The sequence below is a fragment of the Listeria valentina genome, from assembly GCF_011800755.1.
GTDB lineage: Bacteria > Bacillota > Bacilli > Lactobacillales > Listeriaceae > Listeria > Listeria valentina.
This window is the reverse complement of record NZ_JAATJW010000011.1, coordinates 17,622-31,654: the sequence shown is the minus strand read 5'-3', so window position 1 is coordinate 31,654 and position 14,033 is coordinate 17,622. Positions and strand designations below refer to the sequence as shown.

The following is a 14,033-nucleotide window of genomic DNA, read 5'->3' as shown; positions in this document are numbered from 1 at the left end:
TTACGCTAATATGTTATATAAAAAGTGAGCAGCTTGCAAGTTTTTTCTGTTTTTAGTCCAATTTTTCCTCACTAAAAACGCCCAACGATTCCAGTAAATTTCGCAGCTGCGTAAATCTGGGTTCATTCATAAAATCTTCTTCAAAAATCAACTTGGCTGCATCTTGACGGGCTAGCTCGAGTACCCGGTAATCGTGCACCATATCCGCCACTTTAAATTCAGGAATACCGCTTTGCTTTTTCCCGAAAAAGTCCCCAGGCCCGCGAAGCTCCAAATCGCGCTCACTTAATGCAAAACCATCGTTAGTTTCCGTCATGATCGTCATTCGTTCTTTCCCAACTTCTGTTTTGGGATCGGCAATTAAAATGCAGTAAGATTGATGACTACCACGCCCGACTCGCCCGCGCAACTGATGCAACTGCGACAAGCCAAACCTATCCGCGTCGTAAATCACCATCATCGTCGCATTCGGTACGTTCACGCCAACCTCAACAACAGTCGTCGATACCAAACAGTCAATCGCTCCGTCGTTAAACTCGCGCATCAATTCCTCTTTTTCTACTGGAAGTAATCTGCCGTGCATGAGTCCAGGTGTGTACTTCCCTTTCCATTTCCCAAGCAAAATGTTGTAAAAATCAACCGCATTTTGAACATCTAACTTCTCAGATTCCTCGATCAGCGGACAAATCACATAAACTTGTCGACCTTGTTCAATTTCCTTTTCCATAAACGAAATCACTCGGTCAAGCATCTCGTGTTTCACCCAAAAAGTCTCAATTTCTTTTCGACCTGCCGGAAGCTCATCAATGATCGACACGTCCATTTCCCCGAAAGCCGTAATCGCGAGCGTCCGTGGGATTGGCGTTGCCGTCATGAAAAGCACATCGGGATATTCTCCTTTTTCACGCAAGAAACGACGTTGATTTACACCAAAGCGGTGCTGCTCATCTGTGATGACAAGTCCAAGTCTCTTAAAAATAACATCATCTTGAATGAGCGCATGCGTTCCAATCAGCACATCGAGTTCGCCCGCTTCAAGCATAGCCAAAAGTTCGCGTCTCTTTTTACCTTTCACACTACTTGTCAAAAGCCCAACCGTAATATTAAAAGGCTCAAGGAGTTCAAAAAGCGAATCCGCATGTTGCTCTGCCAAAATCTCAGTCGGCACCATTAAAGCGCTCTGGAAGCCACTTGAGGCGGCTGCAAACATCGCGATGCTTGCGACAACCGTTTTTCCAGAACCCACGTCGCCTTGGAGCAAGCGATTCATGTGAAAATGTGACTTCATATCGCCACTGATTTCATTGACCACTCGTTTTTGCGCATTCGTAAGAGGAAACGGAAGCGAATCAATGTAGCGGCGCAGCTCATGGACATCATAATCAATCGAAATGCCGCCAGAGCGCTCTCGCTCGATTTTACGGAAAAACTGCATCTTCATTTGAAACAGTAAAAATTCCTCATAAACCATGCGTCTGCGTGCTTGTTTTAATTCCGCTTCACTTTTTGGGAAATGCAAAATCCGAACAGCCTCCGCCCGAGAAATTAATTGATAGGTCTGCAAGAACTCCTGAGGAATGACTTCCTCAATTTGATTCCCATAAAATTCAAAAGCTTGCTTTGTATATTTCAAAATTGTCTTGTTACGCAAGTTCCCTTTTAAACGATAAACGCCTTCAAAATTTTCTTCTTGCGCTTTTAAGCCAGCATGAAATTTACTGGCAGTGATTTGTGCCCGGTTCCGATCCCATTTTCCGGAAATCGTCACTTCACTATTTAATTCAATTTTATTTTTTAAATAAGGTTGATTAAAAAAATCAATTTTTAAGACTTGGCCACTTGCCGACAGACGAAAGGACAGTTTTGATTTTTTTCGGCCGTAGTAAGAAACAGTCGGTTCCGTTAAAACTTCTCCAAATACCGTAATCCGTTCCCCGTTGTCCACTTCCGTTAAATCACGCATCCGGTAATCTTCATACCGGTAAGGAAAGTTCCAAAGCAAGTCATAAATTGTTTCAATGCCGAGCTCTTTAAATGCTTTAGCTGTTTCCGCGCCAATTCCTTTAAGTGCCGTTAGTGGGATTTCATTTAAATTATTCGCCAATGCCGTCTGGCGACAAACCAAAGATTTTCGCTTGGATCATGCGCCCTGTTGGCGTTGCCGCAAGTCCTCCTTCAGCTGTTTCTCTTAGACTGCTCGGCATTTGAAGTCCAACGCGATGCATCGCTTCGATTACTTCATCGCATGGGATTCGACTTTTAATTCCAGCAAGCGCCATATCCGCCGAGATGATCGCTTGTGAAGATCCTAAGGCATTTCGTTTCACGCAAGGAACTTCTACAAGCCCCGCAACAGGATCGCACACCAGCCCCAGCATATTTTTCATCGTCATTGCCATTGCATGCGCAGACTGTAGAGGCGTTCCATGAGCCGCCTCTACAACGGCAGCAGAAGCCATGGCACTCGCTGAACCCACTTCTGCCTGGCAACCGCCTGCAGCGCCGCTGATGAAGGCATTGTTAGCCACCACGTAGCCAAAAGCTCCGGCGGTAAACAGAAAGTTAACCATTTCTTCCCGCGAAAGTCCAAGTTTATCCTTAACGGCAAATAAAACGCCGGGAACCACACCCGCGCTTCCTGCAGTAGGGGTTGCACAAATCACGCCCATTGCGGCATTCACTTCATTTGTCGCAATCGCTTTTTGAACAGAGCGGAGTAAAACTTCCCCCGACAAAAATTGCCCTTTGTTAATATAATCATTCATTAAAACAGCGTCTCCACCTGTTAACCCAGTTGTAGATTCAACGCCTGCTTCGCCTTCTTTAATCGCCTCTTCCATGACATCAAGATTCCGTTCCATCGCCTCAAAAACTTCTTCACGGGATTTTCCGGAAACACTCATTTCACGTTCAATCATGATTTCCGAAACAGCTTTATTTTCGCGTTCAGCGATATCGACCAGTTCTGCCACTGTACGAAACATAACTTTCATCCTCCTAAATTAAATAATAATGCTCGCTACCTGGAAAACGCCGTCTAATTTTGCAATTTCATCGAGTAAATCCTGTTCAACAAGTTGGTCGACTTCGATGACCATGAGCGCATCGTCACCTTTCACTTTCCGAGAAACCTTCATCGCGCCAATGTTGATTTCATGATTCGCAATGATTTTAGTCGTACTCGCAATCAAGCCGAATTTATCTTCATGCAAGACAAGCAGCGCCGGAGCCGTCCCTGTAAATTCTAGTTCGAATTCATTCAAGCGGATAATTTCCACTTTTCCTCCGCCGATGGAAGCCCCGACAAGTGTCATTTGTTTCATACCATTTTTAAGGACCAGTTTAACCGTATTCGGATGAGGGGCTTCTTCCGTTTCTTCGATGAATTGAATGTGCATTCCCGCTTCATTTGCTAATTCCGCAGCGTTTTTAATTCGTGGATCATCTGGCTCAAAGCCAAGTAAACCGCCGATTAATGCCACATCTGTGCCATGCCCTTTGTACGTTTTCGCAAAGGAACCATATAAATGAATATCCACTTGCGCAGGTGACTCGCCAAACACACTTCTTGCGATGGAACCAATTCGACTGGCCCCCGCCGTATGCGAACTGGATGGTCCAATCATAACTGGACCGATAACATCGAAAACGCTATTAAATTTCATCTTTCTAACCACCCTTTCCTGATCCTTATTTTCTCCTTTTATTCCACTGAAAAGATGTACGGATAAACAGGCTGCCCTCCGTCGTGAATTTCAAATTCAGCATCAGGAAACACCTCTAAAAGTGCATCTTGAAGTTGCTCTGCATCCTCTTTAGAAGCGCCTTCTCCATAAAGCACCGTCACAATTTCGCTATCTTCATCAAGCATGGCCTCCAGTGTTTTCTTCGCTGCTTCTTGAAGAGCCTTTTCGCTGAACTTGATTTTGCCCGCTACCATGCCGATAAATTCATCTTTATGAATCTCAACACCATCAACGGTCGTATCCCGAACCGCTGTTGTCACCGATCCGCTCATCACATCTTGAATCGCCCCAGTCATCGCGCCTGTATTTTCAGCGAATCCTGTTTGCGGCTTATAACTAAGCATTGCCGCAAGCCCTTCTGGAATCGTCTTCGTAGGAATGACTTGAACTTTTTCTTCGCCGAGCAGTGTCGCCGCTTGTTCAGCAGCCATCAAAATGTTTTTATTGTTTGGCAAAACAAAAACTTGCTCTGCATTAACTTCTTCAATGGCCTTCACAATATCTTCCGTGCTCGGATTCATCGTTTGTCCGCCAGAAAGAACATTCGCGCCCATGCTTTCAAAAAGTTGCTTTGTTCCTTCACCAGCAGCTACGGCAACAACTCCGACAGGAACCCGTTCGGTTTTCACTTCTTCCGGTTTTGCAACAATCGCATCATGCTGTTCACGCATATTTTCAACTTTCATTTTAATTAAGCTACCAAATTCTTGTCCATAATTGAAAACATCACCTGGATGTTCTGTATGCACATGGACTTTCGCCACTTCATCATCCGCTACAACCAGAAGAGAATCTCCCATCGTGCTTAAATGATTGCGAAATTCTGTTTCATTAAACGGCTTTTGCCCTGGTTTATTTTCATTAATACGCACCATGATTTCCGTGCAGTACCCGTATTTAATGTCATCCGTTGACATGAAATCTTGGACATGACGATGATGTTCAGCAGTTACAAGTTCATTCATTGAAAGCATATAATCTGGAATTTCCATGTTGCCTGTGAGTGCTCCGTAAAAACCTTCATAAATGATAATCAAGCCTTGACCGCCACTATCTACAACTCCAACTTCTTTTAAAACAGGGAGCTGATCGGGCGTTTTTTGTAAGGCTTCTTTTCCTTTTTCTAAAATGCCTTGCATGACCATTTCAATCGTTGCATCGTCTTTTTTTGCTGCTTCAATGCCTGCCTTAGCTGCTTCACGTGCGACGGTAAGAATCGTCCCTTCAACAGGCTTCATTACCGCTTTATAAGCCGTCTCAACGCCTTTCACAAAGCCACCAGCAAAGTCTACCGCAGAAAGTGTTTCCTTGCCTTCTACAGCCTTTGAAAAGCCACGGAATAATTGAGACAAAATAACCCCAGAATTTCCACGCGCACCCATCAAAAGACCTTTTGCAAGATTCGCACTGACAACTCCTGCATGCGTTCTTTCATTCGCTTTGACTTCTTCTGCGCCACTTGTCATGGACAAATTCATATTCGTTCCCGTATCACCATCTGGAACCGGAAACACGTTTAGTGAATCTACGAAATCTGCATTTTTCGTTAAATTTTCAGCACCAAGCGCAATCATTGTCGCCCATTTTTCACCGTTTAACTGATAAGTAGTATCCAACTTCAATAAGCCTCCCTTAATCCTCGTCCAAAACTTTAACGCCTTGAACAAAGATATTTACAGAGTCAACTGTAAGTCCAAGTGTTTTTTCAAGCGTATATTTCACGCGTTCCTGAACATTATGTGCTACCTCAGAGATTTTTGTTCCAAATCGAACGATAATATACATGTCAATATGAAGTCCATTTTCTTCTTTGCGAACAATAACGCCTTTTGTATAATTTTCACGTCGTAAAATTTCTGTTAATCCATCACGAATTTGATGACGGCTTGCCATGCCGACAATCCCAAAGTTTTCTTCCGCTGCCCCGCCAGCAATTGTCGCAATTACATCATCCGTAATCGCCACTTTGCCGTGCTTCGTTTCTATTTCAAGTGACATTAAATTTCCTCCTTGAAACCAGTTCCGTGAACTGATTTAGTCTGTTTCGAAAGCGTTTAGTTTCCTCGTCAGCCTCTATTTTACTATAATCCCTAAGCGATTGAAAGCCTCTCTTCCCGAGCTAAGCTCATGACTTTACTGTCAAGTAAAAAATCTTTGCAGCAATTTCGCATAAGCCCTTGCAAGAAATGAATTTCTATGATAAATTATTCTAGTGTATGAAAATAACCGTAAAGATGCTCTTTAGATTTTCTTTCTGAAACATCTTGAGAAGTTTGGTATAAGGAGGGGTTATAATGGCTAAAGAATGTGTGATTACAGGTCGTAAATCTCGTTCTGGTAACCGTCGTTCCCACGCGATGAATTCAAGCAAACGTACATGGAAAGCGAACTTGCAAAAAGTGCGTATCCTCGTAAACGGAAAACCTAAAAAAGTTTGGGTTTCAACTCGTGCGCTTAAATCTGGAAAAGTAGAACGTGTTTAAAAGATAGGAATGCAGCGAAATTTCGTTGCATTTTTTCTTTTACCCAAAATAAAAAATCGGGTAGCTTGCCGAAACTTCGCTAGTGAAAATTCACTAGGAAGCGGTTTAGCTTAACCCGACTTTTTATTGTTCAAATTCTGTTTCCGATGCTTTTCCAAGAAGTCCACAAATCACCATAAACATCCCCGCAAAAATATGGACAAAAATAAAGGATGGGATGCCGCTCACGAAAATAATCGGAATCGCGATTTTAAATTTCTTTTGAACAAGAAACGAATAACCCACGACAAAACCAATGATAAAAACGAGGCTTGCGATCGTCATGATCATGATAGGCACCTTCAAATCCCCCGAATAGTTTGCAGAAAAAGCATTGCGGACAGTAAAAATTTGGACAATCAAACTAAAAATAATTCCCAGTCCGCCAAAAATAAGCGACCAGTTATACTTACTTTTCAAAATAAGCCTCGCCCCTTCTTGTTAGTCTTTACTTTGAATCATCAAAATAAGCCCCGAATCAAATGAAAACGATCCTGAATCCCGTGTGAATTCATTGCTTGAAAGCGCCTTTGCAAACGGAAAACTAGCATCATCAAGTGGATACTTAAAGCCAGAAAGGGTAAGTCCCGACACATTCCCCATCGTAATGAACGCTGCGTAACGCATCCCCTTAAGCTTTTGAATTTCATAGCGACCTGGCACATACATCTTCATCCAATTGTAACAATCGATTATTTCGACAAGCGGAACCGCTTGCTCAAACTCTGGCTTCGTAAGCATCATCAAATTGGCAAGCAAGTGATCCATCCGACCACCTGTAGCGCCAAAAATCCGAATCACATCCGGCAGCTCTTCCATGGCAGCAATCAAGCCAATTTCCGTATCCGTCAAGTCCTTTTCAGCCGGAAACTCCGTTACATCCGCAACTTGCTGTTTCAGCACCTCAAGCTCCTCAGATGATAATGAATCAAAGTCTCCGAGCGCTTTTTTCATTGGAATCCCAAGCTCCAGAAGGCGCTTCGCTCCGCCATCAATACCAATCCAGTCCGCATCCGTAAGATAAGGATCGAGCGGCGGAACAAGTTCCGCCGGTCCCCCTACCATAATGTGCATTGCTTTCAAAATCTCAACCCCTTTTCCGACAGAGAATCCTCATTCAGGCCTTCATTCTTGCCTTAATCACCAACAACTTGGCGCAGTTTTTCTACCGGAATTGAGCGGTCGGTGTTTCCATAAATGTAGCTTCCCGCAACGAAAATATTCGCACCAGCATCTAGGCATAGCTTAGCTGTTTCTTCATTCACGCCGCCGTCTACTTCAATATCAATGTCATAGCCGCGTTCTGTGATATACGCTTTAAAAGCAGCAATTTTATTCAAAACTTCTGGAATAAAACTTTGACCACCAAATCCAGGATTGACTGTCATAAAGAGTACCATATCAAGCTCATCTAACACGTGAAAAAGCGTATCAATTGGTGTGGCCGGGTTAAGCACCGCTGAGGCTTTCACATCGAAAGAGCGAATGTGCTGCAAAGTGCGGTGAAGGTGCGTACAAGCTTCAACATGAACGGAAATCACATCAGCACCCGCTTTGGCAAATTGTGGAATATACGCATCTGGATTTTCAATCATCAAATGCACATCAAGCGGCAGTTTCGTCCGCGGGCGTATCGCTTTCACTACATCTGGACCAAATGTCAGATTTGGAACAAAGTGACCATCCATTACGTCCACATGTAAATAATCAGCTCCAAGATTTTCTACTTCTTTAATGTCGCGTTCCAAGTTGGCAAAGTCAGCGCTCAAAATTGAAGGTGCAATTTTTCCCATTTTCAATACCTCGGCTTTCTGTTTTTTAATTCCGTCAAAATTTGCAAATAATCGTCGTAGCGAAAGCGTGCAATTTCCTTTTCCGCAACTGCCGTTTTCACGGCGCAGGCAGGCTCGTTTTCATGCAGACAACCTCGAAACTTACAGCCGCTTCGCCTATCTTCAATCTCTGGAAAGCAAAACTGCAGGTTCTCGGGTAACAAATCGTCGTAATCAATCGAACTAAACCCCGGCGTATCTGCAATGAATCCCTCGCCAATCGGCAAAAGTTCCACGTGTCGTGTCGTATGTCTACCGCGTCCAAGCGCATTCGAAATTTCGGCCGTTGAAAGTGTCAATTCAGGATTCAGTTGATTGAGCAAAGTCGATTTCCCAACACCAGACTGGCCAGCAATAACCGCAACTCGTCCATTTACAAGCTCAAGCAAAGCTTCTTGATCCACTTCTTGATTCGTCAAAAAGACTTCATAACCGATAGCTTCATAAATTTCTTTTGCTTGCTGAGCTGCTGTTTGCTCGCTTTCTGAGGCGATATCCATCTTGCTAATACAAATAACAGGCGTGATATCCTCTTTTTCAATCGCAACTAGAAACCGGTCCGCCAAGTTTGTCGAAAAAGTCGGTTCCGTAGCTGAAAAAACCAAAATGGCAATATCGATATTCGCTATTTGTGGCCGGACGAGTTCGTTTTCACGCGGCAAGATTTCCAAAATATAGCCATCCGTCGTGTTATCCGCTTGAAATACCACATCATCCCCGACAAGCGGCGTCAACTTTCGCTTTCGAAAATTCCCTCGCGCTCTCGTTTGATAAGTCTTGCCATCGCTATATACATAATAAAATCCACTCAGCGCCTTAATAATTTGACCTTCCAGTACGAAAACCTCCTTTTTGAGCCAATCAGCCCGGATAAGCAACCGTTTCTTCACTAACGACAGAACCATTGTTTAACACTTTATAGGTCGCATTTGAACCTTCTTCGATTTCAAAAGAAATAGTGACCGTCTCATTTTTCGTAATGTCCATTTCCCGGTAAGGAGAAGACATACTGTGATTTTTGTCTTCGATGTAAATCACGATATGTTCCGGTTCTTGTGAATCAGATTCCTCGTCTGAATCGCTATCTGAATCACTCGCGCTCCCACGATAAGGAATCTGCAAGGTTTTGGTCACTTTCTTGACTTGCTTTTCCTTCGGTCCTTTCGAAAGCACCACATTGACAGTTGCTCCACTGCTTACGCTAGAACCCGCAGTAGGACTTTGAGAAATGACTTGTCCCTTTTCTACAGAGTCCGAATATTCCTCTGTCGATTTGATTGTGATTCCATTCGATGAAGCATAATCATCCAGTGCTCGTTGATTATAGCCACGCAAATCTTTTAGCGTAATTGGCGGAGCTCCCTTGCTGACCGTGAAATTCACATTTGTTTCCTTCGCGATCACTTCTGTCCCTGCAGAGGGGTCTTGTGAAATGATCTTACCGGCTTCTACAGAACTACTGTACTCCTCATTCTTGCTAATTGATTTAAAACCTTGTTCTTCAAGCGTTTTCTTCGTTTCCTCATAACTTTCGTCGTGATAATCTTCCATCGAGATTTTTTTCGATCCAATGCTAATGTAAAGCGTAACTTTAGTTCCCTTCGCTTTTTCTTCGCCTGCTTTTGGATCAGAACTAATCACGCGACCTTCCTTCACAGAATCGCTATTTCGTTCCACCGTTCGCCCGATTGAAAAACCATCTTTCTGTAAAATCGACAAGGCTTCCGCTTCCGTTTTCCCGACCACATTTGGCATCGTTAAATCATCCGGTTCGCGTCCAAGCGCCCAAAGTGTCGTAATCAGCCCCGCAAATAGCAAAATAATCACCAAAATGATCCAAAAAGCTTTTTTCTTCTTACTTTTTTTCTTTTTACTTTTCTTGGGATCTTCTTTTTCTGCCGAAGCTTTCTCATCAGACACAATTTGTTCTGCTTGTTTTTCCGTGTTTTCTGGGATAACCGTTTCATCCAAATTTCCTGCCATCATCTTCGAAGGAATAATCGGAACAGCCTTCGTATCTCCGTCATCTGCCTTTAAAATGTATTTAGGCTCATTCAGCCGGCTAGGATCCAAACAAGTCCGCAAATCCGCTTCCATTTCCTCAGCCGATTGATAGCGAGCAAACGGATCTTTCGCTGTCGCTCTAATAATAATATTTTCAAGACTTTGCGGGATATCTGGATTTGTCGCTCGGACAGAAGGAATCTGTGCTTGCAAGTGCTTAATCGCAATCGAAACAGCTGATTCCCCGTCATACGGAACCTCACCGCTCAAAAGCTCATACATCACAATTCCCAGAGAGTAGACATCTGATTTTTGCGTTGCCATCCCACCTCGCGCTTGCTCCGGCGATAAATAATGTACCGATCCAAGCAACGAATTAGTTTGTGTAATCGACGTTTCTGAAAGGGCCATCGCGATACCAAAATCGGTAATTTTCACAACGCCTTTTTGGTCGATCAAAATGTTCTGAGGTTTAATATCTCGATGAATAATGTGATGTTCATGTGCGGCAGAAACTGCCGATACAATTTGCCGCATAATATCAACCGCTTTCTCAAACGAAATCGGATGATTTTCTTGAATATAGCGTTTTAAATCCATGCCATCCACATATTCCATGACGATATAATGTAAATCATTTTCATCGCCCACATCATAGATACTGACAATATTGGGATGGTCTAAACTCGTCGCTGATTGTGCTTCGCGTTGGAACCTTCGAATCAAGTTGCTTTCATCAGTTAAATCAATTCGTAAAATTTTAACTGCAACATCTCGATTCAAAATCATGTCATGCGCCAGAAAAACATTCGCCATTCCGCCGCCGCCAATCGGACTTAAAATCTTATAGCGTCCATTCAAACGTTTACCGATCATCATCTCTTCGTTTCTCCCCCCTCTTTAAGATTTCTAGTGAGGAGAAGAACCGTAATGTTATCTTTGCCCCCATTGGCATTTGCCTTTGCAATAAACGCATCTGCCTTTTCACTAAGCGTGCGTTCACTCAAAAGCACTTGCTCCATTTCTGCTTCTGCAATCATATTGCTAAGCCCATCCGAGCAAAGTAAAAGAATATCACTCGCTTCAAATGGAATCGCAAACGTATCTGTTTCAACAGTCCCTTCTACGCCAAGCGCACGCAGCAAAATATTTTTACGCGGATGATTTTCCGCGTCTTCTTTTGAAATCTCACCTTTTCTTAAAAGCTCATTAACAAGTGAATGATCTTCTGTGATTTGCTGCAACGCTTCGCGATTCAAAAGATAAGCACGACTGTCGCCAACATTCGCAATCACAACTTGACTGCGTGTAAAAACAGCGGCAACAAGCGTCGTTCCCATTCCCTTTAAGCCAGATTCTTCATGAGCATAAGCTACAATTTCCTGATTAACTTGTTGAATGGTTTCCCGAAACCAATCCTCCACATCAGGCGCATATAGAAATTCCTCCGTTTTTTTCCAAGCCTCACTAAGTAGGCGCACAGCCATTTCAGAAGCTACATCGCCTGCCCTGTGTCCGCCCATCCCATCAGCTACAATCACGATCGGATCGCCCGTCTGGTTATGGAAAACTCCGCCATTGTCCTCGTTATGATGTCTGATTTTTCCTTTGTCGGTTCTAAATTCTACGTGCATAATCTGCTTTTCTCTCCATTCTTAAGGACGCCTTTTGAAACTAGAAACGTAAAAACCATCGCTTCCAAAATCAGTTGGTAAAATTTGCAAGTCATCGCCCGTTTTCAAGTGCCTTAGTGTTTCTGGTACAGCAACAGAAAGCTGCTCAAACTCTGGATGCTTCTCCAAAAAGGCTGTAACTACCCCACGATTTTCTTCATGGTCAATCGTACAAGTACTATAAACTAATATACCATTTTCTTTAACCAGTTGGCTAACTTCATCTAAAATAGCCAGTTGAATTTTAGAAAGCCTAACGATGTCTTCTTCTTGCTTGCTATATTTAATATCTGGTTTCCGGCGCAACACGCCAAACCCAGAACACGGCGCATCCACGAGCACACGATCAAAACTAGCCGTTTCGAACTCTTCACCCGCTTTTCTAGCATCTAACTCATGCGCGCGAATATTTAAAAGACTAAGCCTGTCCGCTGCTTGTTCAATTAATTTCGTTTTGTGGCGATGAATATCAAGCGCCGTCACCGTTCCAGTACCGTGCATTTTCTCAGCAATATGGGTCGTTTTCCCACCAGGTGCCGCACAAGCATCGAGCACATTCAAATCATCCGAAAGTTCAAGCGCATAAGCCACAAGCATTGAACTTTCGTCTTGAATCGTGCACTTACCCGTACGAAAAGCCGCCGTATCTGCAACGCTGCCATGTTTAATTCGAATCGCTTCCGCAATTTCAGGAGAAGCTTCCGCCTCAATTCCTTCTTTTTGAAGCTCCGCAAGAAGAGCCTTACGAGTCGTCTCCGTTTCATTCACCCGTACCGTTTGGTGGGGCGGAACAAGAAAAGCGGCCGCAAGCTCCTCCGCTTGCGCGGCACCAAATTGTTCGATCCAGCGTCTTGCTAAAAAGTCAGGCAAACTTCCTTTCACCGCAAGCTTTTTCGCAGGATCTTGAATCGCATCAGGATTTCGCACGCCACTTCGAAGTAGGTTCCGCAAAACGCCATTCACGAAATTCGTAACCCCAGCATGCCCTTTTCGTTTCGCAATTTCACCAGCTTCATGCAAAACAGCGTGTTCTGGAATCTTATCAAGGAATTCAAGTTGATAAACTGAAAGCCTTAAAAGCATCTGCACCCAATCTTCCGGTTTTTTCTTGAGTAAAGGTTCTAAAAAATAATCCAACGTAATCTGCCGTTGTAGCGTTCCGTACACAAGCTCCGTCAGTAGTGCTTTGTCTTCCCGCTTGAGCGAATATTTTTTTAGCGTTTCGTTAATCAACAAATGGCTATAAGAACCTTGTTTTTCAATTTTCAAAAGCAAGTCAAGCGCTAGTTCACGCGTTGTTTTTTTCATCTATTCACCAAACCTCGTTTCTTCGGCAATCTGCCTTCCAGCTCCTTGCATAAATGCTGCCGTTTCCATCTTAGGTTTCCCTGCCGGCTGAATCACGTCTGGCGCAAGCACTCCTCCGTCACCACAAACAATCCCAAATGAGGCTTTTGAAAGAAGAACAAAACTGCCCGGTTCAAGGGTTTCCGTTTGCTCTGAAAGATGTGCCTTCAAAATTTTGAAAGGCTTTCCTTCGAGTGTAGTATACGCTGTTGGAAAAGGAGAAAGTCCGCGGATTTGATTGAAAACATCGCGTGCGGATTTGTTCCAATCAATTTTTTCTTGGTCACGCGTAATATTGCGTGCATAACTCACCTCGGATTCTTGTTGCGGGATAGCCGTGAATTCGCCAGCAAAAAAAGCTGGTAAAGTTTCCATTAGAAGTGTTGCACCCACTTCAGAAAGCTTTTGAAACATCGAGCCGGTATCATCTTGATCCGTGATCGGAACTTTCCGCTGTGCAATCATATCTCCAGCATCGAGCTGTTCGACCATATACATAATCGTAACGCCCGTTTCTTTCTCCCCGTTCATCACCGCATAGTGAATCGGCGCACCACCTCTGTAAGCTGGAAGAAGAGAAGCATGAACATTAATTGCGCCGTATTTTTCTGCTTCAAGTAAGCGCTTAGGTAAAATTTGACCGTAAGCCGCAGTAACAAGCAAGTCCGCTTCTAAGCCAATAAGTGTTTCCAGCTCTTCAGATTGACGTAACTTTTCAGGTTGGAAAACAGGAAGTCCTAATTCTTCTGCTTTTTTCTTCACAGGTGGCGGGGTTAAAACGCGTTTTCGCCCAACTGGTCGATCGGGCTGTGAGACAACTGCTACCACCTCATATTTATTTGCCAACTGTTCAAGAACGGGGACTGCAAAGTCTGGCGTTCCCATAAAAATGATTCGTTTCATTTTGAC

At 43.6% G+C, this 14,033-nt stretch carries 14 protein-coding genes; 1 reads left to right on the top strand and 13 read right to left on the bottom strand.

What is annotated here, in order from left to right; genetic code table 11:
• Positions 1-52: 52 nt before the first annotated feature.
• Genes recG through HCK02_RS04670 form a run of 5 tightly spaced genes read right to left on the bottom strand, consistent with a single transcriptional unit; the run spans position 53 to position 5,744 of the window.
• Complete coding sequence (gene recG / locus HCK02_RS04690; protein ID WP_167628954.1) at positions 53-2,104, bottom strand: ATP-dependent DNA helicase RecG; 2,052 nt, start codon at positions 2,102-2,104, stop codon at positions 53-55.
• The gene (gene sdaAA / locus HCK02_RS04685) at positions 2,094-2,984 is read right to left on the bottom strand and encodes an L-serine ammonia-lyase, iron-sulfur-dependent, subunit alpha (RefSeq protein ID WP_167628953.1); all 891 of its coding nucleotides are present in this window, start codon (positions 2,982-2,984) and stop codon (positions 2,094-2,096) included. The genes recG and sdaAA overlap by 11 nt, the downstream gene beginning before the upstream one ends.
• 18 nt (positions 2,985-3,002) lie before the next feature.
• Positions 3,003-3,665: an L-serine ammonia-lyase, iron-sulfur-dependent subunit beta gene (gene sdaAB, locus HCK02_RS04680; protein WP_115752771.1), complete on the bottom strand. Its 663-nt coding sequence runs from the start codon at positions 3,663-3,665 to the stop codon at positions 3,003-3,005.
• Positions 3,666-3,703: 38 nt separating this feature from the next.
• On the bottom strand, positions 3,704-5,320 hold the full coding sequence (locus HCK02_RS04675) for a DAK2 domain-containing protein (protein WP_167628977.1): 1,617 nt from the start codon (positions 5,318-5,320) through the stop codon (positions 3,704-3,706).
• 58 nt (positions 5,321-5,378) lie between these two features.
• Positions 5,379-5,744: an Asp23/Gls24 family envelope stress response protein gene (locus HCK02_RS04670; RefSeq protein ID WP_036070467.1), complete on the bottom strand. Its 366-nt coding sequence runs from the start codon at positions 5,742-5,744 to the stop codon at positions 5,379-5,381.
• A gap of 296 nt (positions 5,745-6,040) precedes the next feature.
• Here HCK02_RS04670 and rpmB point away from each other — a divergent pair, with 296 nt between their 5' ends.
• On the top strand, positions 6,041-6,229 hold the full coding sequence (rpmB, locus tag HCK02_RS04665) for a 50S ribosomal protein L28 (protein WP_036096174.1): 189 nt from the start codon (positions 6,041-6,043) through the stop codon (positions 6,227-6,229).
• 123 nt (positions 6,230-6,352) lie between these two features.
• Here the strand turns inward: rpmB and HCK02_RS04660 are convergent, their stop codons facing one another.
• Genes HCK02_RS04660 through fmt form a run of 8 tightly spaced genes read right to left on the bottom strand, consistent with a single transcriptional unit; the run spans position 6,353 to position 14,027 of the window.
• Positions 6,353-6,688 (bottom strand): hypothetical protein, encoded by a 336-nt coding sequence (locus HCK02_RS04660; RefSeq protein ID WP_167628952.1) that lies wholly within the window; start codon positions 6,686-6,688, stop codon positions 6,353-6,355.
• Positions 6,689-6,709: 21 nt separating this feature from the next.
• Entirely contained in the window at positions 6,710-7,351 is a 642-nt protein-coding gene (locus HCK02_RS04655; RefSeq protein ID WP_167628951.1) for a thiamine diphosphokinase, read from the bottom strand.
• A gap of 53 nt (positions 7,352-7,404) precedes the next feature.
• The gene (rpe, locus tag HCK02_RS04650; protein WP_167628950.1) at positions 7,405-8,061 is read right to left on the bottom strand and encodes a ribulose-phosphate 3-epimerase; all 657 of its coding nucleotides are present in this window, start codon (positions 8,059-8,061) and stop codon (positions 7,405-7,407) included.
• 2 nt (positions 8,062-8,063) lie between these two features.
• A complete protein-coding gene (gene rsgA / locus HCK02_RS04645; protein WP_167628949.1) occupies positions 8,064-9,005 on the bottom strand; it encodes a ribosome small subunit-dependent GTPase A in 942 nt (313 codons plus the stop codon).
• The gene (pknB, locus tag HCK02_RS04640) at positions 8,962-10,983 is read right to left on the bottom strand and encodes a Stk1 family PASTA domain-containing Ser/Thr kinase (RefSeq protein ID WP_167628948.1); all 2,022 of its coding nucleotides are present in this window, start codon (positions 10,981-10,983) and stop codon (positions 8,962-8,964) included. The genes rsgA and pknB overlap by 44 nt, the downstream gene beginning before the upstream one ends.
• Positions 10,980-11,738: a Stp1/IreP family PP2C-type Ser/Thr phosphatase gene (locus HCK02_RS04635; RefSeq protein WP_167628947.1), complete on the bottom strand. Its 759-nt coding sequence runs from the start codon at positions 11,736-11,738 to the stop codon at positions 10,980-10,982. Before HCK02_RS04635 ends, pknB begins: the two co-directional genes overlap by 4 nt.
• A gap of 21 nt (positions 11,739-11,759) precedes the next feature.
• Positions 11,760-13,085 carry a 16S rRNA (cytosine(967)-C(5))-methyltransferase RsmB gene (gene rsmB, locus HCK02_RS04630; protein WP_167628946.1) on the bottom strand — a complete coding sequence of 442 codons (1,326 nt, stop codon included), beginning with the start codon at positions 13,083-13,085 and terminating at the stop codon, positions 11,760-11,762.
• Positions 13,086-14,027 carry a methionyl-tRNA formyltransferase gene (fmt, locus tag HCK02_RS04625; RefSeq protein WP_167628945.1) on the bottom strand — a complete coding sequence of 314 codons (942 nt, stop codon included), beginning with the start codon at positions 14,025-14,027 and terminating at the stop codon, positions 13,086-13,088.
• Positions 14,028-14,033 lie beyond the last annotated feature (6 nt).